Annotated in this window: 23 protein-coding genes and 1 pseudogene; 13 read left to right on the top strand and 11 right to left on the bottom strand. The window is 42.8% G+C overall.

Going from position 1 to position 26,080, the window contains the following annotated elements; translation table 11 throughout:
• Window position 1 precedes the first annotated feature (1 nt).
• The 5 genes and pseudogenes from A4S05_RS09200 (at window position 2) to A4S05_RS09185 (ending at window position 4,310) form a co-directional block, all read left to right on the top strand.
• Window positions 2–374 (top strand): annotated as a pseudogene (locus A4S05_RS09200) (four helix bundle protein).
• A gap of 282 nt (window positions 375–656) precedes the next feature.
• On the top strand, window positions 657–2,285 hold the full coding sequence (locus A4S05_RS09195) for an ATP-binding protein (RefSeq protein WP_069069518.1): 1,629 nt from the start codon (window positions 657–659) through the stop codon (window positions 2,283–2,285).
• 1 nt (window position 2,286) lies between these two features.
• Window positions 2,287–2,418: a hypothetical protein gene (locus A4S05_RS43085; RefSeq protein ID WP_256090894.1), complete on the top strand. Its 132-nt coding sequence runs from the start codon at window positions 2,287–2,289 to the stop codon at window positions 2,416–2,418.
• A 676-nt stretch (window positions 2,419–3,094) separates the two neighbouring features.
• Window positions 3,095–3,859, top strand: coding sequence for a ParA family protein (locus A4S05_RS09190; protein WP_069069573.1), 765 nt, complete (start codon window positions 3,095–3,097; stop codon window positions 3,857–3,859).
• Window positions 3,852–4,310: a carboxysome distribution maintenance protein McdB gene (locus A4S05_RS09185; protein ID WP_069069517.1), complete on the top strand. Its 459-nt coding sequence runs from the start codon at window positions 3,852–3,854 to the stop codon at window positions 4,308–4,310. Before A4S05_RS09190 ends, A4S05_RS09185 begins: the two co-directional genes overlap by 8 nt.
• Before the next feature lie 29 nt (window positions 4,311–4,339).
• Here the strand turns inward: A4S05_RS09185 and A4S05_RS09180 are convergent, their stop codons facing one another.
• The 3 genes from A4S05_RS09180 to A4S05_RS09170 form a co-directional block, all read right to left on the bottom strand.
• Window positions 4,340–5,425: an RNA-guided endonuclease InsQ/TnpB family protein gene (locus A4S05_RS09180; RefSeq protein WP_069069572.1), complete on the bottom strand. Its 1,086-nt coding sequence runs from the start codon at window positions 5,423–5,425 to the stop codon at window positions 4,340–4,342.
• The gene (locus A4S05_RS09175; protein ID WP_256090900.1) at window positions 5,391–5,945 is read right to left on the bottom strand and encodes an IS607 family transposase; all 555 of its coding nucleotides are present in this window, start codon (window positions 5,943–5,945) and stop codon (window positions 5,391–5,393) included. The genes A4S05_RS09180 and A4S05_RS09175 overlap by 35 nt, the downstream gene beginning before the upstream one ends.
• 255 nt (window positions 5,946–6,200) lie before the next feature.
• Window positions 6,201–6,575: a hypothetical protein gene (locus A4S05_RS09170; RefSeq protein WP_069069515.1), complete on the bottom strand. Its 375-nt coding sequence runs from the start codon at window positions 6,573–6,575 to the stop codon at window positions 6,201–6,203.
• A gap of 283 nt (window positions 6,576–6,858) precedes the next feature.
• Between A4S05_RS09170 and A4S05_RS09165 the strand changes: the two genes are divergently transcribed.
• From A4S05_RS09165 to A4S05_RS09155, 3 genes are read left to right on the top strand one after another with little or no spacing between them, the layout of a single operon-like run.
• Entirely contained in the window at window positions 6,859–7,752 is an 894-nt protein-coding gene (locus A4S05_RS09165) for a MarR family transcriptional regulator (protein WP_069069514.1), read from the top strand.
• A complete protein-coding gene (gene dnaB, locus A4S05_RS09160) occupies window positions 7,749–9,092 on the top strand; it encodes a replicative DNA helicase (protein ID WP_069069513.1) in 1,344 nt (447 codons plus the stop codon). The genes A4S05_RS09165 and dnaB overlap by 4 nt, the downstream gene beginning before the upstream one ends.
• Window positions 9,067–9,870: a hypothetical protein gene (locus A4S05_RS09155; RefSeq protein ID WP_069069512.1), complete on the top strand. Its 804-nt coding sequence runs from the start codon at window positions 9,067–9,069 to the stop codon at window positions 9,868–9,870. The genes dnaB and A4S05_RS09155 overlap by 26 nt, the downstream gene beginning before the upstream one ends.
• A 669-nt stretch (window positions 9,871–10,539) precedes the next feature.
• Here A4S05_RS09155 and ltrA read toward each other — a convergent pair.
• The 8 genes from ltrA to A4S05_RS09115 all read right to left on the bottom strand — a co-directional run bounded on the left by ltrA (window position 10,540) and on the right by A4S05_RS09115 (window position 20,538).
• A complete protein-coding gene (gene ltrA, locus A4S05_RS09150; protein ID WP_084227048.1) occupies window positions 10,540–12,342 on the bottom strand; it encodes a group II intron reverse transcriptase/maturase in 1,803 nt (600 codons plus the stop codon).
• A 781-nt stretch (window positions 12,343–13,123) separates the two neighbouring features.
• Window positions 13,124–13,474, bottom strand: a complete 351-nt coding sequence (locus tag A4S05_RS09145) for a four helix bundle protein (RefSeq protein WP_069069511.1) — start codon at window positions 13,472–13,474, stop codon at window positions 13,124–13,126.
• Window positions 13,475–13,597: 123 nt separating this feature from the next.
• The gene (locus tag A4S05_RS09140; protein WP_256090893.1) at window positions 13,598–14,515 is read right to left on the bottom strand and encodes a group II intron reverse transcriptase; all 918 of its coding nucleotides are present in this window, start codon (window positions 14,513–14,515) and stop codon (window positions 13,598–13,600) included.
• Window positions 14,487–16,196, bottom strand: a complete 1,710-nt coding sequence (locus A4S05_RS09135) for a recombinase family protein (RefSeq protein WP_069069510.1) — start codon at window positions 16,194–16,196, stop codon at window positions 14,487–14,489. The genes A4S05_RS09140 and A4S05_RS09135 overlap by 29 nt, the downstream gene beginning before the upstream one ends.
• Window positions 16,197–16,253: 57 nt before the next feature.
• On the bottom strand, window positions 16,254–16,865 hold the full coding sequence (locus tag A4S05_RS09130; protein WP_069069509.1) for a hypothetical protein: 612 nt from the start codon (window positions 16,863–16,865) through the stop codon (window positions 16,254–16,256).
• 33 nt (window positions 16,866–16,898) lie between these two features.
• Window positions 16,899–17,126, bottom strand: coding sequence for a hypothetical protein (locus A4S05_RS09125; RefSeq protein ID WP_069069508.1), 228 nt, complete (start codon window positions 17,124–17,126; stop codon window positions 16,899–16,901).
• A 130-nt stretch (window positions 17,127–17,256) separates the two neighbouring features.
• The gene (locus A4S05_RS09120; RefSeq protein WP_084227046.1) at window positions 17,257–18,009 is read right to left on the bottom strand and encodes a reverse transcriptase N-terminal domain-containing protein; all 753 of its coding nucleotides are present in this window, start codon (window positions 18,007–18,009) and stop codon (window positions 17,257–17,259) included.
• A gap of 864 nt (window positions 18,010–18,873) precedes the next feature.
• Complete coding sequence (locus tag A4S05_RS09115) at window positions 18,874–20,538, bottom strand: ISL3 family transposase (protein WP_069069507.1); 1,665 nt, start codon at window positions 20,536–20,538, stop codon at window positions 18,874–18,876.
• A 330-nt stretch (window positions 20,539–20,868) separates the two neighbouring features.
• On the opposite strand from A4S05_RS09115, the gene A4S05_RS09110 reads away from it, so the two are divergent.
• From A4S05_RS09110 to A4S05_RS09090, 5 genes are all read left to right on the top strand, one after another.
• Complete coding sequence (locus tag A4S05_RS09110) at window positions 20,869–21,333, top strand: hypothetical protein (RefSeq protein WP_069069506.1); 465 nt, start codon at window positions 20,869–20,871, stop codon at window positions 21,331–21,333.
• A 61-nt stretch (window positions 21,334–21,394) separates the two neighbouring features.
• Complete coding sequence (locus tag A4S05_RS09105) at window positions 21,395–22,645, top strand: HlyD family secretion protein (RefSeq protein ID WP_069069505.1); 1,251 nt, start codon at window positions 21,395–21,397, stop codon at window positions 22,643–22,645.
• Window positions 22,642–23,748: an ABC transporter permease gene (locus A4S05_RS09100; protein WP_069069504.1), complete on the top strand. Its 1,107-nt coding sequence runs from the start codon at window positions 22,642–22,644 to the stop codon at window positions 23,746–23,748. Before A4S05_RS09105 ends, A4S05_RS09100 begins: the two co-directional genes overlap by 4 nt.
• Window positions 23,749–23,809: 61 nt before the next feature.
• Window positions 23,810–24,478, top strand: coding sequence for a class I SAM-dependent methyltransferase (locus A4S05_RS09095; RefSeq protein WP_069069503.1), 669 nt, complete (start codon window positions 23,810–23,812; stop codon window positions 24,476–24,478).
• 30 nt (window positions 24,479–24,508) lie between these two features.
• Complete coding sequence (locus tag A4S05_RS09090; RefSeq protein ID WP_069069502.1) at window positions 24,509–25,639, top strand: ABC transporter permease; 1,131 nt, start codon at window positions 24,509–24,511, stop codon at window positions 25,637–25,639.
• Window positions 25,640–26,080 lie beyond the last annotated feature (441 nt).

Genomic DNA, 26,080 nt, shown 5'->3' with positions numbered 1-26,080 from the left:
TATGAGTTATAGAAATCAGTTTATCTGGCAAAGAGCGGTTCAACTTGCTATCAATTGTTATAAATTTACCCGCCTATTTCCTCAGTCAGAATTGTATGGTTTAACTAGTCAAATACGACGTTCTTCTGTATCTGTAGCATCCAACATTGCTGTTCGCGTAGCGTCCCGTTAGGGAAGGCTATGGTAGACGCTCAAAGCCAGAATATATACAGTTTTTACATATTGCTTTAGGTTCTTTGAGAGAACTTGATACCCAATTAATCATTGCTAAAGAAGTAGATTTAGCTGACAAAAACCTTTTCACTCCCCTATTGAATGAGGTCGAGGAAATGCAAAGTATATTAGTTGCTAGCTTAAACAAACTCAAAGCTTGAATTTATTACTTCTACCCTTCCGACTTCTGCCTCCTGCCTTCTGCCCTCTGCCTTCCCCCAACCGAGATCACCAAAAGTTGCCAAGAACCAATTTATGCTTTGGAATTAAAAGATAAAGAAACGCAGTAAGAGCAGTTTCCGAAATTAACGCTGTACTGGAGGCGCTCGCTCTTTTTCACATAATAAATATAGCCAACCCGTTAGTAATAATTATCCGTGTGGCTAAAGCATCAGTAATAAATTTGCTCTAAAAGGGGAAAGTAAGTTGTTGAAGTCAGATTTATGAAGTTGACAGACTGGCCTGCTCTAGCTAACCAAAATACTCCAATTGTGGCTGTGGAGTATCATACGCCTGACAGAATGCAGATACTACAGCAGTTTTACCATTGGGGTGAAGAACGTTCTTTGTCAGTCTTTGTCTGGAATCCTGGTTACTGTGGACTACAGCAATTAATTCAGCATCAAGGTCAGTACATCTTACAGTCAACTGACAGGGGTAAAGACGGGGACATTATTCAGTATCTTCTGGAGGAATATCAACCAGGCATTTATTTACTGGAGGGAGTTCTAAATGAGGGTGATGGTAGCAAAATAAGTCAAAAATTTAGCTATCAATTACTAAATGCCTGTCATCAAGCTCTTTGGAGTCAACAACATCATTACTGGGTGTTATTGGAAACTTACATTCAACTACCTCTAGAATTACAGCCTTTTATTCCTATACTGTCAAATCCACTTCCAGATCAACAGCAGGTGCAGATAGTTGTGGAGCAGTTTTGTGATGCCTGGGTTGGAAGTAGCCATCCCCAGCTTCAGCAGTTTGCAGAGTGCGATCGCCGCGCTGTAACCGATCGCAATTCTTGGCTAAAAACAACAGAAAAAACATCAGCACTGCAATTGCTTTTTCTTGCCTGTCAGGGTTTACCCATAGGCGAGATAAATATGCTACTACAGCAATGTCTGGGTTTTACAAAGCGGCTTGAGGAAATCGCCCAATTAGTCCTAGAGCATAAAGTTAGTAAACTGCGGGGTCGGGGTTTAGAGTACATTGCTCAACCGGATGTACCTTCAGCCGGGGGATTAGATTTATTGGAGAAAAGGTTGGAAACTATTACCTATCTACTTCAACCTAAAGCAAAGCAATATGGATTGAAGTTTCCCACGGGGATGCTCTTATGGGGGCCACCGGGTACTGGTAAAAGTCTTTCTGCCAAGTTAGCAGCTAAGAAAATGGGATTACCACTGTTAGCAGCTAACTGGGGTGTACTACTGGGTGATCCTCATCCCGACAGAGCATTAAAGGAGTTTATTGCTTTGGTGACTTCCCTTTCTCCCTGTGTACTTTATTGGGATGACTTTGATAAAGGCTTTGCTGGCTGGGACTCCAACGCAGATGGAGGTGTGGCACGGCGGCTATCTGCGGCTTTACTAACTTGGATGCAAGAGCATCAAGAGCCAGTTTATACCATTGCTACTGTCAATCGCTTGTCAATGCTACCTGCGGAGTTAGTTCGCCGTTTTGATGATATCTTTTTTGTGGACTTACCCCATGAAGGGGCAAGATATGAAGTTTTCAATCTACATTTAGCTAAGTATTTTCCAGCTTTTCGAGACAATAACTCACCTTGGAGCGATGACCAATGGCGTAGACTGTTGGCTGAATATCGCATTTGCAGTCCAGCAGAAATTGGTAATGCAGTTCGTCGTTGTGCTGAGTCGGCTTTTTATCAAGGTAGACCAGGGGAAATTGAGTTTGAGGATTTGCTGAAACAGCGACAAGAATTCACACCAGCTATGGAACGAGAGTCAGAACAGATGCAGGCAATTCGCAATCAGGCTATTTATGCTAAACCTGTGGCTAGTCTGGATGTTTCTCGATTTGCTTATCAGCATCGGGAGTTATTTGGGTGATATGAGTGGAATTTTTGAAATTCAGCTTGTGTCGGATTTTAAAATGCCGATGGTAGAAGTATGGTTGGGATTATTGCTGGGTGGGTTTACATTAGAAGAACGTGGTAATTTTTATCACAACCAAAATGTCTGAGTGAAAAGCTCTCTAACTTCGACTGGTGACATCCATAACCGTTATCAAAGCCAGCAGGAAAAATTTTTTGTAAGGTATGAATGTTCGACATTGGGGGAAAGGTAATACGCTTCAATTTGTAAAAGTTATCAGATGAGGAGATATGGGGGAGCAGAGGAGAGAAGAATAAAATGACTACCCCTTTTTTCTCCAGCCTCAAGAGCTTATCATACACCCTTGGGGGCTAAGTGGGGTATAAAGTGTCAGCCAGCCAAGTGTACCCCATAAAACACCCATATATACCCTATATAGGTGTCAAATACTCATCGAAGTCCTGAATTATCTTTGGGGTACATATAGCCCCTATAAAGCCCCCATTAGCATTTTTGAAGTTTTATTTTATTCAAAAAACAAAACTGGTTTACTAGATTGCATTATTATACAATTTAGTTATTTATGAATGACTAAATTCAATCTTGACTAAAATCAGCAACAACTAAACGGGACAAAAATCTATTTTTACAACTATCTTCTCGAAGAGTAGGACTTTTTGAGAGCTAAAGTAATGACTAAATAGCGTTAATTACAATTTAGTCATTTACAAATGACTAAATTACATAATGACTAAATAAGTTAAAAACAACATTATGCATTATGATATTGACTAATTTACACAATGCTGCTGGTAGTCAGTAAAATGTTAATTCTTACTTGTGCATCCTTGTCCGGTGGCCAGGGAAAAACAACTGTTGCAATCTTGTTGGGTAGAATGCTTGCTCAAACAGGACAGCGTGTACTGATGATTGATGCCGATCCCCAAGCGAACCTAACTTTTTACCTGGGGCACGAAGTTCAGCAGAATCAACCCACGCTTCTAGAAGTTCTCAAAAAACAGATAAATACTGAAGACGGTATTTACGAAATCGGAGAAAACCTATGGTTAATTCCTGCTGATGATGGATTAGATAATGCTCAAGAATTTTTGTCTGGGAGCGGTATGGGAGCTGTTGTTCTGAGCAAACGCTTAAAAGAGGTATCAGATTTATTCCAATACTGCATTGTCGATGCGCCACCTCAGCGATCGCAAATCTGCCTTACATCGTTGGGGGCAGCTGACCATATTATCATTCCTGTAGAAGCATCATCCAAAGGTGTAAATTCTCTCATCCGAACTCTGAGTTTAGTTGAGGAACTTCAAGAAATTGATGCTTTTTCAGGGATAGTGCTTGGCATCTTGCCATTCAGAGATAAATGGGTAGGTAATAACCAAGTCGCACAAAGTAAGGCGAGTATCAGTGCAATGCGAACAATTGCCGAAGAAATAGTCGTTTTACCTTCAATTTTAGAATCTGAACAATTTAAAAAGGCCATAGATAAAGGTGTAAGTTTGTCCTCTTTAGGTTTTGAACAACTCGAAACTCCCTTCCAACAAATTATCGAGAGGTTACAAAAGAATGTCTGATGTTTTTGAGCGCCTTAAGAAAAAGACACGTCCAAGTGTTCCAGCACGGGATACAACACTTGTAAAAGTACAACATGAAAATTTACTAAATGACCAAATTACTGAATTTAGTCATTTACCTGAAAAACCAAAACCAGATTTAGATAGTGAGGAAGTTATAAACGATAAGGTAAGCACTTCTAATCAAGAACAGCAGGTAGAGTTACCGCAGATCATCAGGCGAACAATCAGGTTAGAACAGGACATTGATATCAAGCTAGATACGTTTTGCAATGTAAAGAAAATTACTAGAGATACTTTCCTAGAAGCTGCATTTATCGTCTGCTCAGAAAATGAGGAATTATTGCAAGAGGTACTAAACCAAGCTAGAAAACGTTATCAACAGCGTAAACTAGCTGGTGAACAACGCAAATTTCAGACATTGGCTAAGAAAATCAACGTTAACGATTAAGTTAACCGATACCTTTTTGCTAACATTCATTAACAAATACACTCTTGGAGAGAGGGCGTATCAACCAATGCACGAAGGAAAATCCCTCGCGCACCATTTAGATCCCGGCTCATCACTTGCCCATCAGATGGAGACTTGACGAATTTAGCGCCACCAAGATTGGGGATTATTTCACCAGTCCAACTGACTGTTTTTGATGTGTATGCCTCGTTAACATCCATAACTGACTTGCTAGTTTCAAAAGCTTTGTGTTTAAGAAACTGCTTAAATCGGTAGTGGGAGAGTGTTAACATCTGGCGTACTGACTTTGACCTAATTCGCCGCTTTGCTTTCTTAGACATCTGAGATGTTTCAAAAGTTGGTAGCAAAATAATGTCAAAGTTGTCAACCAAAAATCGAGCAGTTTTCTTGTGCAGTTCGTCTACAAGATTTTTGATTTTACCTCGTAGTGAACTTGCCGCAAGTTTCATTCTTCTTTTCTGTTTGCATTTAGCTTTGGTGAGTTTAGAAATCAACTTATCTAAGCGGAAGCATAGCTTCTGAATTTGCAAATTAGCAGCTGTTCCAATTTCACCAAAACTAGATTCAGAAAAGAATGTGATAAACGTCCTGATGCCGGGGTCAAGTGCCACAACGCGTCCTTGGTTATCAGATTTTTCTTGTGGCACGTTCTCTGGAACTGTCAGATAGTAATCACGGTAGGCAAATATTAAACGACAGTCGCCAAAGCTTTGCGGCAAGGCTTCTTTGAAGATTGCCTCACCTAATATAGTGTGGTAAATTCCTAAGTCTTTTACCGCAGACTTGGGAATGTAGCAAGATTGTACAGTGTCTTTTCTTGACCTAAATCTAACCTTGCTAATACCACCACCATTTTTAAATTTTTTCTTGGCGTTACTAACAGCTTTACAGGCATCTTTGATGGCGATTGATTTAATTTGATAAGGGACTGATTTACTCCATTCTGGTAGTCCATTCAATATGTCAGTCTTAATCGCTTTCCAGTTAGCCTTGATGCTAGAATCTTGCAGCGATTTAACAGTAGTGTTATAGACAAATCTAGACACACCAAACCAAGATTTAAGAATCTGCCTTTGTGCCGCCGTGAGGAAGATCCGGATCTTCCTTGATTTTTTTACTGTACTTCCTGAATCCGTGCATCCGACAAGAGAAGACGTAGAGGATGGAGAGAAGATCCGAGGTAAGTTCTGATTCGGGGCAGTGTACAGTATTGTCGAGAACCACGATTTGTCCACCGTTTTGCTCGACCATGTACTGAATAAGCTCGAATCCAAACCTTGCGAGCCGGTCACGACAGGCAATAACAAGCGTGAGCTTATCTCCTCGCATAAGTCTGTCCAATAAGGCTTGCAGTCCTTTCCGCTTGAAGTTGATTCCACTGCCAATGTCTTTGATGATTTCGGCATCTGGGTAGAGTGATTGCATGTAAGCAATTTGTCTACCAAGGTCGTCTCGTTGTTTGGTTGAACTGACTCGGCAGTAACAAATAAAGGAGAGCTTCTGGCTTGCACCACGGAGGTAAGACTCGACGTTAAATAGTCTTTGCACTGCCTCGTTTTTGATGCTTTCGATCTTGCCATTACCTGCGTACTTCTTTAAAGTGTTTGGATGCAGTCCAAGTCTTTTGACTGCTTCTCGTAGTGGTATGGTTTATGTACCACTACGAGAAGCATTTGTTAGTATACGTAATCTATTGTTAGCAAATAGTTAGCTATTGGCTAACCCTAATCCATCCGTGAGAGGTTAAGGTAATTGCACTAATATCTGGGATGTTGTAGGAAAAAGCAGTAATTCTCATAATGAGAATTGCTGGATATTTGCAACTTGGTGGATAATTACTCTTAGTTAAATTCTATTGCCAATGGTGAGTTATAAAGCTTTAAGGAACTGCACTGGTTCTGTAGCCTCACGGCTGTTATTCACAAAAATATCAGCAATTAGTCGTAAAACTTCAGCCTGTTCTTCTGGAGGTGCTTCAGCAATCAGCGATCGCAGGCTAATTCCTGGCCTCTGACCAAATAACTCAGATAAATACCACACCCTAGCTTCTACCGGAATAGCCAAAAGTAGCGCTATTAGTTTTGATGCTCCTAGATCCGCCTTCCCGCGACGAAAGCGGGATAACATTACTTCTGACACTTTAGCCTGTTCAGCAGTCTTCTTCGCTTCCAAATTGAAGCGATTCATCATCTCATCGAATAACTGCTGATAACTTTGTGTTTTTTCTGATACAAAACTTTGCATTGCTTTGCTAATTATACTTAAGTTTAACGGTTATACTATTTGATGTTTGATTAAACGACAACGATGATGTATACCCTAATCTTACCAAACTCTTGCTAGGAGTGCTTTTTCCCAGACATATCTTTAATCTTCACATTACTAGCATAGCCATCAAATAAATACCTTGTCGCGATTGAATATAAAAATTCGTTGACTAAGTGTTAATGATGGACACCTAAAAAATTAGTCTCTATCCCAACGGATCGAGGTGAAATTTTATCTTTTCATTTGTATTAGCAAAATTGTGACACAACCAAATTCAAAAATTCAGGGACGTTTCTATCCACTTAAGCATGAAGAATGGCTGAAAGCCTGCCGTGAACTCACACCAGCACAGAGGGATGTCCTATACTACATCCGAACCATTGACCCTTATAACCAAGGGATTGACATCAATGCCGCTGAGGTAGCTCGTCAGCTGTCAGCACCAGAGCGGATAGTCCACAGGCAAACTGTAAGCCGCGCTCTTAAGGAATTAGACGCAAAGGGATTCATTGATCTAGAGCTATTGCAAGTCAGAACCAAGGTGAAACCAAAGGGATTATGGTGCAATGACACACCCGAATTTATTGAAGACACCGATGGTGTAATGATGCACCCAAGGTGTGATGACGCACCAATGGTGTGTGAAGACACCGATGGTGTGATGATGCACCCAAGGTGTGATGACGCACCGAGCGCGATCGCCACACACCACAGTGGATCACCACGCACCACGATGGATCATGACGCACCATGCGCGATCGCCACGCACCATGCGGAGGCTGAAAGCCTTGTGGAGAGAGGATTACAAAACCCTAAGATCAATAAGAATTATTTAGACTTTATTAAGACTCTCTCAGAAGACGAGCGAGCGAATTTTCTAGAATTTTGTGAGGAAAAAACCAAAAATCTTAGCCAGCCAGTGAATGACATTGAGGCTTGGTTAGCTCACAAGAACAAAGCCGGAAGAAATCGCTGGGAGGTTTATTACGAAAAATATCTGGCTTCAAAACAGGTACAAGCCAAAAAAACTGAAACAAAAAATGCTCGAGATGAATTCCGCCGAGAACTTGAAGAACGGCAGCGACAGGCTAAAAGAGCTTGGGAAGAGTCGCAAAGGCAAAATCTCGTTGAGAATACTGGAGGTGCGACGTGATTGATAAACTGCCACCCCAAAACATCGAAGCGGAAGAGGCGATTTTAGGCGGTATCATGCTTGACCCAGAAGCAATCGGTAGGGTGAGCGATCGCCTAATTCCCGAAGCCTTTTACATTAGCGCCCATAAAGATATCTATCAAGCCGTCCAGCGCCTTCATTGCTCTGGTAAACCCACTGATTTACTCACAGTTACAGCTTGGCTTACTGACCACGATTTACTAGTCCGTATCGGCGGGAGAAATAAATTAGCAACTCTGGTAGACCGCACAGTGTCAGCTGTCAACATTGACACTTTAGCCGAGTTGGTAATGGACAAATTCGCGCGTAGACAGTTAATCAAGGCTGGAAATGAAATTGTACATCTGGGTTACGAGACAGAAACTGAGTTACCACAAATCCTTGACCAATCAGAACAGAAAATTTTCCAATTATCTAATCAAACCCTATCTTCAAACACTGAACACAACAGTACGATTAACGTTGCTGCTTACGAGGATTTAAATTCAGGAAACCCCATTTACCCTACAGGACTTCATGAACTCGATAATTTGATGGTGGGATTTGAAAGCGGCACACTCACTATAGTTGCGGGTAGGCCATCAATGGGGAAGTCCCAGATCGCCTTGTTTTTGGCTTTCCAAATGATACTGTTCCATGAGCTACCTGTGGTCATCTTCTCCTTGGAGATGACAAAGAAACAATTGGAGTACAGGCTGTGGAGTTTAATTAGTGTTAGCAACGCTTACAAGCATTTAGAGTTAACGCCACTAAAAAGCGATCGCATCCGCAGACATCGCTCAGGCAATAAACCCCTAGCAGACTGGGAATTTACAAGCATTGCCAAAATCGTCGGTGTTGCTTCAGAATTACCGCTGTACATGAATGACTCAAGGGGTATCACCGTTTCACAAATTGCGTCAGAATGCCGTCAAATTAAGGCCAAAGAGGGAAAACTGGGGTTAGTTGTAGTTGATTACCTACAAATGATGGCAGAGGATTCAGGGGGCAACCGCAGCTATGAACTAGGAGATGTAGCCAGGGGACTTTACAAAATGGCAGGGGAACTGGATATACCCGTGCTAGCACTGTCCCAAATCTCTAGGGGAGTTGAGGGCAGACAGAATAAGCGCCCAATGATGAGCGACCTTAGCCAATCGGGAATTTTAGAAATGGTGGCAGACAATATTATTCTTGCTTACCGGGATGAGTACTACAACGCAGACACTACAGAGCAAGGAATATTAGAGCTAATCATGGCTAAAGCACGGCACGGTGAAACAGGCACAGCAACGGTATTTTTTGACAAGTCCTATGGAATTATCCAGAATTTGCGGTGATGGAATATCTGAGTCTTCAAACTGCTGTCGAAACCATCCGCCTCCTGTATCGGAATTTTTACTGGGGGGTATTGATAATAGCCCTAGTAAAAACTCTTCAGAAATAGAAATACCCCCCAGTAAAGATAACCCTAGTAAAAACTCTTCAGAAATAGAGATAACTCCAAGTATTGACAACCCTAGTAAAAAACGCAGAAATTGGGGTGAGGGTAACGGCACTATTCATTGGCGCACCATTACTAGGGGTGGAAAGGACTATCCCCAGGCTTATTATCATTGGCAGGAAAAAGGGAGAAAGAAGACCAAGTACATTCCCAAGAATTTACTGGGGGTTATTCAAGAAGCAGAGTTCAAGAAGCGCCCAATTAGAGAAATTTTGACATTACTGGGTGTTGTACCTAGCCCTAGTAAAAACACATTACTGGGAGATATCGAAAACAGCCCTAGTAACGATGTCGAGCAGTCAAAGATAACCCCCAGTAAAAATAGCCCTAGTAACGATGTCAAACAGTCAGAGATAACCCCCAGTAAAAATAACCCTAGTAAAACTAGACGACACAAAGGATTAGGTAGTGGCTCCATTCAGTGGAAAACCATCACCCTTCACGGCAAAGATTATCCCCAAGCTTGGTATCACTATGAGTTTTGGAAAGATGGCGATCGCCTTGTTAAAAAATGCAAGTATATTCCAAAACGACTATTAGAGAGAATAGAGAAGCTAGAAGCACATAAAGCCCCAGTTAGAGAGATTTTATCAGTATTACGAGTAAAATTATAGAAAAACCTCATCCTCAGAAAAGCCACGCAAATCGGAAAGTCCGGCTAAGTATACTACAAATTTACAATAATGATTATCATTGTTATTGCCTTCTATGTGGGTGGCCGCCAAGATACGGACACTGTTGGCGAAATATTGCTTAACATTGGAAAAAAACCAATGCAAATGTTTTTATTTATCGTCAATCAGAAACTGTCAATGCTTCTAAAATGCAGCATTTACTAACCCTTCCAGAAATTGGAGCGCGACTTTTGAGGCTAAGACTGTAGCTCTAGATGCTAACTAGAGGACATCTTCCACTAAGCTGCTATGGTCTAGCTCTGTGTGACTGACAATATTTCTAATATTTCTCATACGTTTGGATGGATGCCCTCCCAATACTGCTCGGTTAAGGAATTTCTTGGTTGAGGGGAGCAGGGGAAGAGTTTTGCCTCCCCTGCTTCCTTCCCCTGCCTCCCCTGCTTATCCGAGCAGTATTGGATGCCCTCCTGATGCTTGATGCAACCCTCATAACTTTCTCAGAATTTATTTCTAGAGTTTGAATGATAGCTGGATGCCTAAGCCAGGAAGTCACCCCCCTGACTCGGCTACAAAACCGTGCATGAAACGTTAACTTCACACGGCTCCTCGATGATTTGGTGCTTGACAAACACACCTATAAATTCCAAGTTAAAAGGGATTACAGTTGAGATAATCCTCATCTATTTCTGGAACTGTAACAGCAACTTTATCGGCTGCCGTTTTAGCATCATGGCAATGTCCATGAAGTAATTGAAGGTTGTCATAACTATCCTTACCGCCTTGGGAGCGGGGGATTTTATGGTCGATTTCCATCAAGTCTTCATGGTGAAAAAACAGTCCACAATGAGTACACTTTCCTTTTTGTATCTTCAAAAGTGTTGCCACCCTTGTTGGCGCTTCAGGATGTTTACCCATTCTGGAACTCCAGTACACCCAGTCACCATCAAATGGGCTACGGATTCCTTGCACTTGTATGTGTCTCACAATAGGAGTTTCACGGTGCTTGAGTAAGCGAATCTTCTGGTTATGGGGTTTAAATACCCAATTATCAGACCCTACAGTTTGCCAATACTTTTGGCAACTCCATCGGGAAGATTTATTAGGGTGACGATGTTCTGCCCATGCTTTTAGCTGACTGAATAAAGTTGTATCAGCCTGATTAAATATGCGTTTACTGACGACACCTGAGTAGTAGTTTGTCCATCCACAGATGACGGGGTTCAGATGAGCGATTAAATCAGATTGTGGTACTGATTTATGCCCATCAATCAATTTACCTATCTTCTGCGTGTGTGTCTTCAGCTTTGTTTTGCTTGGAGTGATAAGAGTTTTGTAACCAAGTAATTTTCCGTTTGAGCTTTTACCACTGTGATATTTTCCTACCGGAAATTGTCGAACAGTGAAACCCAAAAAGTCGAAACCAACGTTACCTTCATACATATTTTGTGTATGAGAAATATGGGTTTTACTTGGTTTTAATTCTAGCCCCAATTCGTTTAACCACTCTGCCATAATCTGCTGACATCTTTGGATAACGGCAAGGTCTTTATGCAGAATCACAAAATCATCTGCAAACCGGATTAAGCTTATTGCTTTACAATTCGCCGTTTTACCTCCGGGTAAAGTAAGAGCAACTTCTTTAATTCGATTTTCCATGCCGTGAAGGGCTATATTCGCTAATAATGGCGAAATCGTACCCCCTTGTGGAACACCCATTGATGTTATTTTGTCAGATTTCTCCCTTAAAGCATATTCAGAGAAATCAATCACTCCCGCTTTCAACCATGCGCGAATTTGTCGGCAGATGGTGGGGAATGTATTTAATTTTGACAGCAGAACATTGTGATTAATTTTGTCAAAACATTTCGCAATATCGGCATCCAACACATATTTAGGTTTAAACTTAATAGTGTTGAATATTGCCTTAATCGCATCATGGGCGCTTCTTCCTGGTCGAAAACCGAATGAGTTTGGCTCGAAACGAGCTTCCCATTCAGGTTCTAGGGCTAGTTTTACTAGCGATTGCAAGGCGCGGTCGTACAGAGTGGGTATAGAAAGGGGTCTTTTTTCTCCCTTTGAGCCAGGTTTTGGTATCCACACCCTTCGAGTGGGAGCGGCTTTTTCACCTAGTTTCAGGGAATGTACTGAGATAAGACGTGCTTTTGGGGACAAGTTTTTCAACCCATCCACTCCTGCCGTCTTCTTACCTCGGTTGTCCTGTGTTACCCGACGAACCGCTAAACACTTTGCAGACCAGGAGCGTAACAACGTTTTTTGGAGTTGACGAACTGCTTTGACATCACCACGCTGAGAGGCTTTGTAGATACGCTTTTGCAACTTAAATACTTTCCTTTCTAGCTTTCGCCAGGGGATAGCATTCCATTCCACCGTAGTCTTGAAACTCGTTTTAGATGTGTACATTGCTACTAGTACCTCTACAATCCAAGTCACCGTGCCTCCGTCTGCATATCCTCTGGCTTTCCCAAAGGCTTTGGCTTCTGAGGCAATCCTTCCCCTTGAAGGCTTGCGGCTGGCTACCTACTCAGGAAATCGACCATTTCCAAAAGAGCGCATCAGGGGGTTACTTCGTTCCCAATTTTTCGTTTGTCGCTGGTTTTAGGGTTCTCTTTCTTCACCGGGTTTATTGTGAGTGCATATTGGTCTGCCGCTTAATCAGCCAACCACTTATCCTTTCCCTTTTGGGACAAGCCTGACAGCCTTTTGGCTTGTTTTGCATTACGATGATTCAGTCAAGAGATTCGTATTCCTACCCATGACCAGCTATGCTAGGCGGGATTCCACATTAGGCTTGCAGTTACCGCCATGATTCCCCGCTTCATCCCAACAAAGAACCACTTTGCTGAGATGGGGGACTTGCTTTCACTCCTGCACTTGGAGGGATGGAATTGCACCATCACGAAAAATTGAGTTATCAAGGAGTAGGAGGAGTTTTCTCTCTTCTATCTTCCTTGCCTGTCATCCCCGAATATTTCTATTCGTTTCGACAGAACGAATCACACTAGCGACCTGCAATTATAAATCACCCAACCTGCAATCATCGTTGTTCTCAGCCAGGATTATTTGCAACTATAATTTCAGTTGAGCCAGGATTAATTGCAACTGAGCCAGGATTAAGGTTCTTGGCAACTTTTGGTGATGATGAAAGGTTACGCGCCTTAAGGCAGAGGGCAGAAGGCAGAAGGCAGAAGAAAGAAAGAAATAAGTAGTAAGTTCAAGCTTTAAGTTTGTTTAAGCTAGCAACTAATATACTTTGCATTTCCTCGACCTCATTCAATAGGGGAGTGAAAAGGTTTTTGTCAGCTAAATCTACTTCTTTGGCAATAATTAATTGCGTATCTAGTTCTCTCAAAGAACCTAAAGCAATATGTAAAAACTGTATATATTCTGGCTTTGAGCGCCTGCCATAGCCTTCTGCTATATTAGATGCTACAGATACAGAAGAACGTCGGATTTGGCTGGTCAAACCATACAATTCGGACTGAGGAAATAGGCGGGTAAACTTATAACAATTAATGGACAGTTGAACTGCCCTTTGCCAGATAAACTGATTTCTATAACTCATAACTAAGTTTGAAGTCAGAATTCAGAAGTCAAGAGAAAGTTGTCGGGTAGGTCAGAGATATTTCTACCTCTTTCCCCCCTCAAAACCGTGCGTACAAGTTTCCAAGTACACGGCTTAAGCAAGTCATGTAGCTGTAGCTCCAGAATGGATTTGATGATGGCAATAAATATGAACTAACTCAAGGTTTGAGTATGTATCTAAACCGCCTTTGTTTCTTGGGAATTTATGATGTTTGTGGATTTCTTCACCGTTGTATAGGCTTTGTCCACAGACAGGACAAACATGACCTTGTTTCTCAGCAATTTTCTGAATACTTTTAGGATGATTGGAAGCTTTCGCTTTTTCTCTTTCCTTCCAGTAATCTTTGAGTGTTGAGTCATCTGGTGATGACCTACCAAGGACAAGTTGATGCCTTTGAATATTGAACCAAGAAAATTTTATCAGGTAGAAACCTGTGCGTTTATCTCCAAACACCCATTTATCTTTTCTTTCTAGGTTCAGCCTTCCCCAATACTTCTTTTTACGCCATTTATTATTTCTATTCGGATGTGTATGATTTACGTATCTACATTCCCGTTTAAACATCCAGTCATCTAAACTTCTGAATGCCTCAGAGGCAACACCTATACGGAAATAATTTGCTTCACCTCTAATAATCGGGTTGAGTTTTTTGATGACACTTTTAATGTCATGCCCCTTAAGATTTAGCCACTCTTCTCTTAGCTTTTTCCGTATATTTAGAATAGATTCTTTACTAGGTTTAATGAGTAGTTTCCATCCAGTTTTAGTGTTGCTGACTCGGTAGTGTTTGATATTAAAGCCTAGAAAACAGAACCCCTCATTGAGGTGAACAATTCTAGTTTTCTCTTTTGATAGTTCGAGTCCCCTAGATTTCAACCATTTACTTATATCAATTTGGGCTTGTTCTGCATCCTCTTTGGTTTCACAGAAGATTGCAAAATCATCTGCATATCTCACAACTGCGCGTCTGCTCACAATTTCACCGCGTCGGTTATACTTTACTCCCAGTGCATCTTCCATCCCATGCAAGGCGATATTTGCGAGGAGGGGCGAAATTACCCCTCCTACAATCTTGCAAACTTTCTGATTCAGACTTTGGGACATCAGAAACTTCCCCTACCCGAAAAACCACATTTACCTGTTCAGTATCCACCTCAACTCGCTTTACTAACAAGCGAATAATTTCTCGTTGGCTATTCCATTCTATTGAGTCAAGGTTGTTGATGACTTTAGAGGAAAACTCCTCCAACCGACCAATAATCAGTCTTAGTTCCCGGTTTAGGGTTGCCTCATCATTAAGATTTTTCACCTGAGCTTCTAAAATTGCAACTCGTTCTTTGATTTTATGAATCCTTGGCTCAAATTCGTTTTTTTCAATAAGACCCTCAGCATAGCTATCAATCAGCCGTGCAATACCCCGGCGTAGCTTGGCAATTTGAGATTCTTTTGTCTTAATATTTTCCTGAACAGCTGAAGTCGGCTCCTGTCCTCGGCGTTGATATTCCATATAAAGACGTTGGGGATTTTTGAGCAAAGAACATACTTCTTGCCAAACCGCTGCCTCCAATGTATCAGTTCTTACTTGAGTATTGCTACATACCCGATTCCCACCAAAGCGATAAGCATCAGTACCAATACAGCGATAATAAGCATAGTCCCTCGGCTTGCTCTTGGCAGATTTATTACTGATAGCTTTACCGTAGTAAGTATAGCCACAGAGCTTGCAAGTAACTAAACCTTGCAACAAGTATCTTGCACCTCGTTGACCAATTCGAGAACGACGCTGATTTTCCTGTAATTGCTCTTGTACAGCAGCAAACAGATTTTCATCCACAATCTTTGGCACTGGTACGGAAATCCATTCTGAGACATCAACTGAGTTGCTTGAATAGTCACGTCTCGGTTGTGGAGAAGCTCCCCGAATGGGTCTTAATCTCTGCCGACGGGAGCAAACTTGGGTTTTACCAAAAGCAGCAAATCCAATATAGGCTGGGTTTTTCAACATTCCCCATACCGTGGATCGATCCCACACTGCCTTTCCGGTTTGGGTCAGGTGTCCATCTGCATTCAGTCGGCGACATACTTCCCCAATTGTCACCCTTTCTCTGCCTACCCAGTCAAATATTTGTCGAACTACTTGAGCTTGTTCGATAACTAATTCAAAGTGAGCCTGACCGCCCCCATCAGCTTTGCTGACATATTGATAACCATAGGGGGCACAAGACAAGACGTTGACTGAGCCTGATTTTGCTGCATGTCGTTTACCTCGCCGACTGCGTTCCATGATTTTGGCTCGTTCGTACTCGGCTACCATTCCCTGTACCTGTAACAGCAAATCATCTTCTGGCGATTGTCCTAATTCTCGATTAAGGAAAATTACTTCCACGCCACAACGGTACATTTCGTCAATTAATAGCACTTGGTAGGCATATTTGCGAGCTAATCGGTCGGGAGAGTGGACGTAAAGCCGATCTACTCCATTAGCAAAAGCCAAGTCCCTCAAACGTTCTAATGCCGGACGTACCAGCGTTGCTCCACTATACCCTGCATCGATAAAGGTCAGTTCTTCACATAGTTTTAACCCATCTGCTGCTACTCTCAAGCGAAGGGCAGCTAATTGACTAGCGACTGTCTGAGTTTCTGTTTGCTGCTCTGTAGAAACCCGAGCGTAGATAGCAGCCTGTATTTGGTTAGTGGTCATAAATTAGACCTCAAATTAAGTAAATTTTTGTGTTCTACCCTAGCGACTGAACAAGAGTTAAAGATCATCTGCTTTTACCTGAGATGAGTAAAGTTTTGACAGTAATCGGGCAATTGATTCTCGGGCTGACTTTTTTGCTGTCAGGATAGTTTTTGCGTTTTTGAGTGCAAGGGCTAGATCAGGAAAAAAGTCGGGAGTAGCCTGACTAATCTCTAGCAAATTTGATTCTGTGACAATATCAAAATTAGCAAGCTTTGATTCTGTATCATTTTCAATTTCAGCCGATAAATCTTGCTGTTTCTGTAGCTGGGATAAAGATTCTCCTGAACTAGATGTTGATTCTGTGACAGTATCATCAACCAAAGATTTAGAATTTGTGTCAATATCAAATTGCAACCCTGACTGGTGGACAAATTTGCGATCGCCTAAACTACTAACTAGTTTTGATTTTGTAACTAAATCCTTTTCTCGGTGAATAGATTCTGTGTCATTATCAATCTTCTCACCCTTATCGAGGCGACGAGCTATTTCTACAAGTTGAGAGGCAAATTCTTTCGGGACTCTAATTGTACAAGTATCTTTGTGGTTCCAGCCTGATTTTCTACCTGCATTCTCCCGATATCCGCCTCTAGGTGAACTAGAGTTGTCAGGTCGCTTCTTTTTTTTCATTAGTTTCAGCTCCTTCTTGATTCTGTCACAAAATCACCCACTATCAAAATTTAAGGAGTTGAAATAATCGATTTCTTCTATCCTTTCTCTTATTAGCTCATTTTGTAATCCGGGATTTTGACTGGATTTTCGTGTTGAAAGGCGAAGTTCAGGAATTACTTGTTCATAGGCACAAGCCATGCACTCATCCGATATCCGGCTGGCTTCAAAACTAACTTGCACCTTGAGAATCCGACTTTTTTTCGGCTTTTGACTACTCATGGTTTCTTTCCTCCAATAGATAGCCCTGTAATGCCATCATCGGAGACTATATGAGTATTTATTGGTGCCCCTGCAAAACCTTTACCATAGCCTGGACGCAGTTGTTTTCGAGGAATAGTGACTGAGAACTCTATGGAAGTTTTTGCAAGATTGTAGGAGGAGTAATAATAGCCCCCTGTGGTGTCCCTGTGGGCGTTTCGTAGAATTTTCCTTCTTCCATATATCCTGCTTTCAACCATTGGTCTATTAGCTTTCTTGCGGGAAAGTTACCAATAGTTTTCATCAGAAAATTTCGAGAAATATTGTCAAAACAACCTTTGATATCGGCATCTACTACCCACTTTTTCTTTTTATTTGGACGTACAATCATATATATTTTACTGATTGCATCGTGGGTACTTCTTCCAGGTCTAAAGCCGTAACTGCCTAATTCAAAATGGAATTCCCAAAAGGGTTCCAGTGCGTTCTTAACAATCGCCTGTAAGCAACGGTCTATTATTGTTTGTATACCTAAAGGTCGTTTTTTCCCATTGGATTTAGGGATATACACCCGTTTAGCTGGTAGTGGTTTCCAAGGAATAAATTTTCTGAGCGAATCAACTAAAAATCCCCTTGCTTCTGGTGTTTTCACCAAAAGTTTGTCCACTCCTGGCGTATTCTTGCCATGATTAGTTTGTGTAACTTTTCTAACGGAAAGTACAATGTTAGAATAACTACCCATCATTAGCTTTTGCAAGCTTCTGACTAATCGATAGTTTCCTTTCTGGACAGCCTTGAATATTCTCTGTCTTAGGTTTCTAACTATGCGATGGGCTTTGCGCCAATTGACGTGCTGCCAATCGGTTGTTCTTTTGGTTACATTTACATTCCTTTCGGTCTGCATCTAACTTTTCCCAAAAAGTTCGATTCCCTTACTTTGAGATTCAAGAGACTTACCAACCCCCGTCGGCACCCTTTCGAGTTAGTCATCAGACCTATCTGCTTAGTTATCAGGGACAAGTCCTGTTTTCTATTACCTTTCGGTATGGCAGCATTTGCTTAGTGGGGTTTCCTACTCCCACTGAGGAGTTCCGAGTACCTTACGGTTACTCCTACTAACTACAAACAGCAACGTAGTTAGACCCCATTGGGTTTTCCCCGTTTCGCACGCAACAGATACAACCAATTTAGGATTCTGCTATACTCCGGGAGCTTGGTATCCTATAAAGATGTACTTCAGGCATCTTTCCTGTTTCCGTTTACATAACGGATGATTTACCCCACACTACCGTATCAGTCACTTTCGATAGCCTTCAGAATATCGGAGCCTCAACGCAGATTCATAAACATTATCCATATTGGTTTTACCCTAGCCCTCCCTTTCGTTTGTGACTATTACTTGGGATTAGACATTACCCTCTAGCTGTGAGACATACTAATTACTCAAAATGCCCCTTCGGGTGGGTACAGGTTTGGATACTAACCTGGGAACTTTTTGAGGGTTCCACTCTCGCGAGCGACTTTCGGGTCGCACTGAAGTACAAGAATTATACCGAAGAAAGGCAGAGGGCAGAGGGCAGGAGGCTCAGTTGGAAGAAAATATATTTTGCTCTCTACCACAGTGTTTAAAGCATCTGAATTTATGAAAAAAAGATAAGAAAATTTATCAAAGAACACATAACATGAGAAAAATTGTATGCTTGTTGAACTCCCTAAATTTATTTATCAGTATTTCCTTCTGCCCTCTGCCTTCTGCCTCCTGCCTTCTTTAAGTTGCTAACAAGAATCGGCGTTCAAGCAAGTCTATCTTTGCACGACCATACATCTGCCGCTTCAACATTTTCAATCGGTTAATATGCCCTTCAACTGGGCCATTGCTAATTGACATTGTTACGCCTGCCTTAACAGCATCATAATCTTCACTCAAACTTTTAGCAAAGCGACGAAAAGGAGAAAGAGTACTGCAATTGGCAATCGCTAGCCAAGAATCGAGTTGTTCCGGCTGTCGTTGACGCACAAGTTGAGCAAAGCTTGTTGATAACTCCATAGCTTCAGCTAAATCGGGGTGCTGTGCCATTAACAAAGTAATTAGTTTTTCATCATCTGCGGAGCGTGATTCTTCTCTTCGCAGCACAAGCCATGCTGCACGACGGGGTGTGAGGGACAGTATATTTGGTTCGATTACTTTTGGTAGAGACTTAATCGAATACCATTGCTGAGTTTTGATTCCAACAGAGGAACGCAAGCGCCGAACGTAGCGGGCTACAGTGTCATAGCTGCCCTTGTAACCAAGTGGTTGAATTTCCTCAAATAACTGCAACGCTTCATGGCAACCTTCGTTCCAGCGTTTGAGAAGGTAATCTTTATAGGGGGAAACCAAGCTTCTAATACCACAGTCACTACGTCCCTGGCGTTCAGGAAATGTTGGAGTGCTTAAGTAGCGAAACACCGTTGTACGACTAATACCGACAAAACGGGCTATGGCTGGTGCAGACCAACCGCATGAGTGCAAGTCCCAGACTTGCTGATAAAGAGCTTCTCGCCGCTTGCGCCGTGTGGAAGCTAGGTCTTGCTGTTGAGTCGTTGGAATTGGTGGTTGCACTGGCACAAGAGCCGTCCTATCCCGGCGGATTGCCTCGTTTTGGTTGTGTGTTTCTTCAACAACTTTGATTGCTTTACCATGCATACCAAACACCTGGTAGAGCGTTTCAGCTAGGTTTTGAAGCAAATGAAAACGGTCTGCAACCTGTATGGCCGATTGTACCCCTTGGCGAATACCTTTTTCATAAGCTTTAGCTCGGTCTCGTGAAACGATTTTTATGTCAGGATAGACTTTCAACCATTCAGCCAAGGTTTCTGCTGATCGATCATTTAATAATGCCACTGGTCGGCTTCGCTCTAAATCAACCACTATTGTGCCGTAGGTCTTACCTTTACGGAAACAGAAGTCATCTACTCCAACAGTTGAGAGCGAACCAACTGATGGTAACGGTATTTTACGCACCAACGACAGCAGAGTGTTGCGACTCACACTAAAACCCAATCGCTGTGAAAGCCTTACCCCTGCTGCACCACCCAATCCTAAACCAATGTCGGTCAATCTTTGAGCCATTCGCAGAGTTCGGCGTGCCCAAGGTGCGGTTACAGATGTCAGTCTTTCTGTAAAAATGCGTCGTTTACACAAATTATTGATGCAGAAGAACTTCCGCACACGTAGTTGTAGGGTAATTCTGTAATCAGCCCACGGTAGATCGGCTAAAGAGCGTTCGTAGCGGCTATGAATTCGATGAGTTGGAAAACTACAAACCGGGCACTTAACAATGGCTTGTGTAGAGTCAACGACCAATCCAATGCTGGCTTTCGCTTCATCAATCAGCCAATTTTGAATTTTCAGATGCGTTCTATCGGGTAACAGGTGGCATAGCAATTCCATACCAAAAGTTGATGCTTATCCCTTAAAAGTTTGAAGTCAGAAGTTTGAAGTACTTCAATTATACTACTTCTTCCTTTCCTCCTTCTGCCTTCTGCCCTCTGCCTTCTGCCTTACCCCAACCAGGATCACCAAAAGTTGCCAAGAACCATAATCCTGGCTCAGTTGCATTTAATCCTGGCTGAAGCGCAATTATAGTTGCATTTAATCCTGGTTTGTAAATGTCTTGATTGCAGGTTTGAGCGATTAGTATTGCAGGTCGCTACAGATAGCGACCTGCTAAAGGCAGCGCTTCGCTATCGCAGCACAATAACGGTGGAGGAGTAACGGTTTGTGTCTAAGAGAAGCATCAAAATTCTAGCGGCACCAGAAACGAACCTGTTTCTCTTTGCCTTTTTGCTCAATTTTGTTTACGAAGTTTGGCAAGCTCCCTATTACGAATTTTATGGAAGTCCCTCTTTAGCAGACAAAATTAATGACTTAACGCACTGCACCTTTGGCGATGGGGTCATCATTTTGCTCAGTAGTTGGATTGTGAGTGCGCTAGTTCGTTCACGGGATTGGGTGCTTTATCCAACTTGGAAACTCACTTTCCTGTTTACGAGCATTGGATTACTGATCACCCTTGTGATAGAAACCTATCGAGTCAATGTTTCCAAAGTCTATGGGGTTCCGGTGCTGGCAGTACCCATTCTAGGAATGAGTTTCCTCGCCGTAATTCAGTGGATCATTTTGCCGCCATTCATCCTTTATCTGGCTTACCGTCACATACTGGGCTATCCCAAAAACAGAGCTTGAAATAATCTTTGTTGTCTCTGGTCTAACTCTTGCTTTTGCTTCGTTATAGAAGTCTCCAGCCATGACTCAATCACCTCCTAAGCCTCAAAAACAAACAGTCCCATCTCCTGAAGAAGAGTCTCCCTCAAAACCGCCTGAATCTAAACCGCCCTCTAAACGCTCTCGCAAGGCTTATCTGTTTATTGGGATGGGCATCGTAATCGCCACAGCCGGACTTTCAGCTTGGTACTTTCTCTCTCGTCCTAAAACAAACGATCTTCAAATCAGTGGGCGAATCGAAGGATATGAAACCGATATTGGTGCTAAAGTACCGGGTCGGATTGCTGCGATCGCGGTGCGGGAAGGAGATGCTGTCAAAACAGGTCAGTTAATTGTGCGTCTCAATGATGAAGAAATTCAGGCTCAACAGCGTGGGCTACAGGCGCGTTTGACTGCGGTTCAACAACAAGAGCTTCAGGCTCGCTTACAAATTCAGATCGTTGACACTCAGATCCAGGAAGCTCAACTAACCCTAGAACAATCTCAAGATGATCGGCAAGGGCGTGTCTTCCAAGCACAATCTACCGTGGCAGTCGCAGAAGCTCAACTCAAGCAAGCCCAATCTCAGTTAAGGTTATCACGGGTTGATCGCGATCGCTTTGCTCAGTTGGCCAAAGATGGAGCCATACCCAGACAACGGTTTGACCAAGCAGAAACTGCTCACGAGACGGCTCAATCTGTGGTAGAAGCAAGTCAGAAGCAAGTTGATGCTGGTCGTGGTGGACTGGCTTTAGCAAAGACTTCCAGCTTTAACCCTGGCATTCGCAATGCTCGACTTGCAGGGTTGCTGCAACTACGACAACAGGCAACTGCTCAACTTCAAGCAGCACAGGCAGAGGTCAAAAATGCTCAGGCAGCCATTCAGCAAATTCAGGCACAAATTGCTTATCTGAATGTGGTTAGCCCGATCGATGGCGTGGTGACGGCACGGAGTGTGGAACCGGGTGCTGTCGTGGTCAGTGGGAAAACGCTGCTCTCGATCGTCAATCTCAACACTGTTTATTTGCGAGGCTACGTTCCAGAAGGCAGCATTGGCAAGGTTCGGGTCGGTCAAGCCGCTAAGGTTTTTCTCGATTCTAATTCTAGTAAACCTCTAACGGCAACCGTTGCCACGATCGATTCCCAAGCTTCCTTTACACCTGAAAATATTTATTTCAAAGATGATCGAGTCAAGCAAGTGTTTGGAATCAAGCTCAAGATTGATAATCCAGCTGGGTTTGTCAAACCAGGAATGCCTGCGGATGCTACTCTTCTCACAGAGGAACAGCCGTGAAACGAATTCTGGTGCAGTGTGTGAAAGAATTGACGCAGTTTCGTCGCGATCGCCTCACAGTTGCTCTGGCGTTTCTACTGCCATTGATCTCTCTGTTCATTTTGAGTTTTGCCATTCGGCTAGAGGCAAAAAACATTCCGATCGTCGTACAAGATTTAAACAATACTCCCCTCAGCCGCAGCTATATTGAGCGTTTGTTCGCCACCAATCAATTTCAGGCAACGCCCTGGCCCGGTGGCGATCCGGTAATTCACGCGCTTGACCACGGCTTTGCCAAAGCCGTGGTCATGATTCCACCGGATTTCAGCCGCGACATTAAATCGGGGCGCGGCAGCGATGTGCAGATTCTTGTGGACGGCACAGACACTAATAATGCCAGGGTCATCCAAAATAGCATTCATGCCACTACCACTGCTTTCTTAGCGGCGGCTGGCTTAGAGCCTGGACGCAATCCACTCGCACCTCATTTGCGAATCTGGTTTAATCCGGGACGCAAAGAATCGCTCTACATCGTACCGGGCGTATTTGGCTTTCTCCTCTGGGTGTTTCCCTCATTGTTAGCAGCAATGTCAATGGTGCGGGAAAAAGAGAAAGGAAATATCATCCAGGTCTATTCCACAAGTATGACGGCTACTGAGCTAATTTTGGGCAAAGGATTGGCATATCTCATTGTGTCTTTAGGTGAAGCCCTTCTCCTCATGGTCGTTGGCGCTTTCATTTTCAAACTTGGCTTTGCAGGCGACCCGATTCCCTTGCTAGTTGGTACACCACTATATTTAGCAGTTAGTGTGATGTTTGGTCTGGCGATCGGCACACGAGCGAAAGACCTGATTTCTACTGTTCAAGCCGTCTCTTTAACAGGCTTTATGACTGCGCTCTTATTGTCTGGCTTTATTTACCCAATTAGCAATATTCCGTTTCCCTTAAACCATTTAGCTGACATTGTTCCAGCGCGGTATTTCATCCAAATTAGCCGCGATGCGTTTGTGCGTGGAACAGGCTGGCGCGGCATTTGGTTTTCGATGCTGATGATTGCTCTCTTGGGGCTGATTCTCTTTATCGTTGCCCGTTTGGGCTTACGCAAAATGCAGCTACCCGACTAAGCAAGAGTTACTACGGGTTAAAGCTGGAATGAAATAGGACTTAACGAAAGAGGTGCAGGATATGAAAACAATTTTTCTAGACACCGCCGTGTTACTTTTACTCTTGGTCGGGGTTGGTCTTTGGTGGCGAGGGGCTGTACGTGTTCGCTTTTTACCCTGTCCTGTCTGGTTAGCCTGGTTGCTAGAAAATCCCTATATGAATGCGGTTGCCAGTAGTTCAACAATTTTAGATCGGCTCAATCTGGCTCCGGGAATGCAGATATTGGATGTAGGATGTGGCTCAGGGCGACTGACTATTCCTGCGGCTGAAAGAGTAACGCCAAACGGGGCAGTAGTAGCTCTAGACGGTCAGCCAGCAATGCTGGAAGAGGTTAAAAAGCGAGTTGCTGCAAAGCACTTAACGAATGTGCAGATATTACTCAGCAGAATAGACCAGGATGAATTAGAGAAAAATGTGTTTGACCGCGCTTTACTTGTAACGGTCTTGGGTGAAATTTCAGATCGCGAGGCGGCACTGCATCAAATATTTGCTGCGCTAAAACCGGGTGGGTTACTTTCCATCACCGAAGTGATTCCCGATCCCCACTATCAACCCTACAGCGTCGTTCGCCGTTTGACTGAGGCTGCCGGATTTCAATTTGATAGTCAATACGGAAGTTGGTTTGCTTTCACTCTTAATTTTAAGAAGACAGATGAACCCCACGATAAAACTTTGCAACAACCTGTATAGAGTTTTTTTGCCTTTCTTGGTTTTTCTCAAATGGTTATTAAACTGCTCCATCGCATTTTTCCTGGGTCATTTTTAGCACTCATTGTTAAGGAGATTCACCAGATTCTCGGCAACAAAGAGATCATTGTCTTGTTGACGATCGCCCCAATCATCCAAATTTTGCTCTATGGGTTTACTCTTAACCCCAATATCACCAAAATTAACTTGGGAGTTGTAGACTACGCCAATGTCACCGAAAGCCGGGAACTGATTGCTGCACTAACTGAGAATAAAGTGTTTGTGGTGAAACAGTATCAGCCCAGCCAAGCCAAACTCGGTGAACAAGTGCGGGAGGGTAACATTACCGTTGGCTTAGTCATTCCTCCTACCTTTAAGCGGCAGTTGGATCAGAGTAAGCCCGCAGATATCCAGATTCTTGTCGATGGGGTTGATGCGAATACAGCAGGCATCGCCAGTGGCTATCTGCTTCGCATTCTTCAGCAACAAGGTCGTCAATTATTGCCTAATATTACTCTACCTTTAATTCGCCCCGCCCATACGTTTTTGTATAATCCTGGGTTAATCAGTGGTTGGTTTTTTGTACCGGGAGTCATTGGGATTACCCTCACGCTTGTTAGTTCCCTTGTTTCTGCACTCACAGTCATCCGCGAGAAAGATGTAGGGACTTTGGAGCAGTTGTTGATGACACCTGCCGCCATTTGGGAAATTCTGTTAGCGAAAATTGTGCCGTTGTTTGTATTGCTGATGGGAACGTTTTTAATCTCTTTGGGAGTTGCACGGCTCGTATTTGGGGTGCCATTGCGAGGCAATTTATTTGTGCTTTTATTGCTGTCAGGTCTGTATTTGTTTGTTGGCATTGGTATTGGAATTTTGTTGGCAACAGTTTCTAAAAATCAGCAGCAAGTTGTCTTGACTGCATTTTTTGTCAATATTCCATTGATTCAACTTTCAGGAGCGATCGCGCCGATCGACAGTATGCCCGACTTCTTCCGTTACCTGTCTATTCTTAATCCTTTGCGACATTACATCCGTATTTTGCGCGGAATTTTGCTAAAGGGAATCGGCATCGATATGCTCTATCCTAATGTTTTAGCGTTATTAATTTTTGCTGCTTTTTTCTTAACTATTAGCATTCGCCAATTTCGCAAACAGCTAACATAAATCCATATAATCTGCACCCACTACCTGTTTCTCCTTTAACCTCAGTAGGTAAACCGCAGTAAAGTTTTAATTTATACAATTTTAATTCACATCAAGAATTAGTACTTAAAGTTTTGACTTCACAGGAGTAAATTATAATGCATCACCCAGAAACTGAAACTCAAATCACTGAAGACATTTCGGCAAATCCTCGCAGCATTTACAAGATTATTAAAAATATGATCGGAATGATCGTCATGTTTGGCGCTTGCCTAGTGGTTTGTCATGTGTTCGGATGGATGCCCTCCTGATGCTTGATACAACCCTCATAACTTTCTCAGAATTTATTTCTAGAGTTTGAATGATAGCGACCTGCTCAAGGCAGCGCTGAGTCCCAAGGGGACACGCTACGCGAACGCTATCGCAGCACGATAACAGTGGAGGAGTCAGGGTTTGTGTCTG

The organism is Nostoc sp. KVJ20, from assembly GCF_001712795.1.
Classification (GTDB): domain Bacteria; phylum Cyanobacteriota; class Cyanobacteriia; order Cyanobacteriales; family Nostocaceae; genus Nostoc.
This window is presented reverse-complemented; position numbering and strand designations above follow the sequence as displayed.

Excerpts from the sequence above, each read along its gene's own strand:
- A4S05_RS09195 (WP_069069518.1), top strand. The coding sequence starts at position 657 with ATGAAGTTGACAGACTGGCCTGCTCTAGCTAACCAAAATACTCCAATT.
- A4S05_RS43085 (WP_256090894.1), top strand. The coding sequence starts at position 2,287 with ATGAGTGGAATTTTTGAAATTCAGCTTGTGTCGGATTTTAAAATGCCG.
- A4S05_RS09190 (WP_069069573.1), top strand. The coding sequence starts at position 3,095 with ATGTTAATTCTTACTTGTGCATCCTTGTCCGGTGGCCAGGGAAAAACA.
- A4S05_RS09185 (WP_069069517.1), top strand. The coding sequence starts at position 3,852 with ATGTCTGATGTTTTTGAGCGCCTTAAGAAAAAGACACGTCCAAGTGTT.
- A4S05_RS09170 (WP_069069515.1), bottom strand. The coding sequence starts at position 6,575 with ATGCAAAGTTTTGTATCAGAAAAAACACAAAGTTATCAGCAGTTATTC.
- A4S05_RS09155 (WP_069069512.1), top strand. The coding sequence starts at position 9,067 with ATGGAATTATCCAGAATTTGCGGTGATGGAATATCTGAGTCTTCAAAC.
- A4S05_RS09145 (WP_069069511.1), bottom strand. The coding sequence starts at position 13,474 with ATGAGTTATAGAAATCAGTTTATCTGGCAAAGGGCAGTTCAACTGTCC.
- A4S05_RS09140 (WP_256090893.1), bottom strand. The coding sequence starts at position 14,515 with ATGGAAGATGCACTGGGAGTAAAGTATAACCGACGCGGTGAAATTGTG.
- A4S05_RS09135 (WP_069069510.1), bottom strand. The coding sequence starts at position 16,196 with ATGACCACTAACCAAATACAGGCTGCTATCTACGCTCGGGTTTCTACA.
- A4S05_RS09130 (WP_069069509.1), bottom strand. The coding sequence starts at position 16,865 with ATGAAAAAAAAGAAGCGACCTGACAACTCTAGTTCACCTAGAGGCGGA.
- A4S05_RS09125 (WP_069069508.1), bottom strand. The coding sequence starts at position 17,126 with ATGAGTAGTCAAAAGCCGAAAAAAAGTCGGATTCTCAAGGTGCAAGTT.
- A4S05_RS09120 (WP_084227046.1), bottom strand. The coding sequence starts at position 18,009 with ATGCAGACCGAAAGGAATGTAAATGTAACCAAAAGAACAACCGATTGG.
- A4S05_RS09115 (WP_069069507.1), bottom strand. The coding sequence starts at position 20,538 with ATGGAATTGCTATGCCACCTGTTACCCGATAGAACGCATCTGAAAATT.
- A4S05_RS09105 (WP_069069505.1), top strand. The coding sequence starts at position 21,395 with ATGACTCAATCACCTCCTAAGCCTCAAAAACAAACAGTCCCATCTCCT.
- A4S05_RS09095 (WP_069069503.1), top strand. The coding sequence starts at position 23,810 with ATGAAAACAATTTTTCTAGACACCGCCGTGTTACTTTTACTCTTGGTC.
- A4S05_RS09090 (WP_069069502.1), top strand. The coding sequence starts at position 24,509 with ATGGTTATTAAACTGCTCCATCGCATTTTTCCTGGGTCATTTTTAGCA.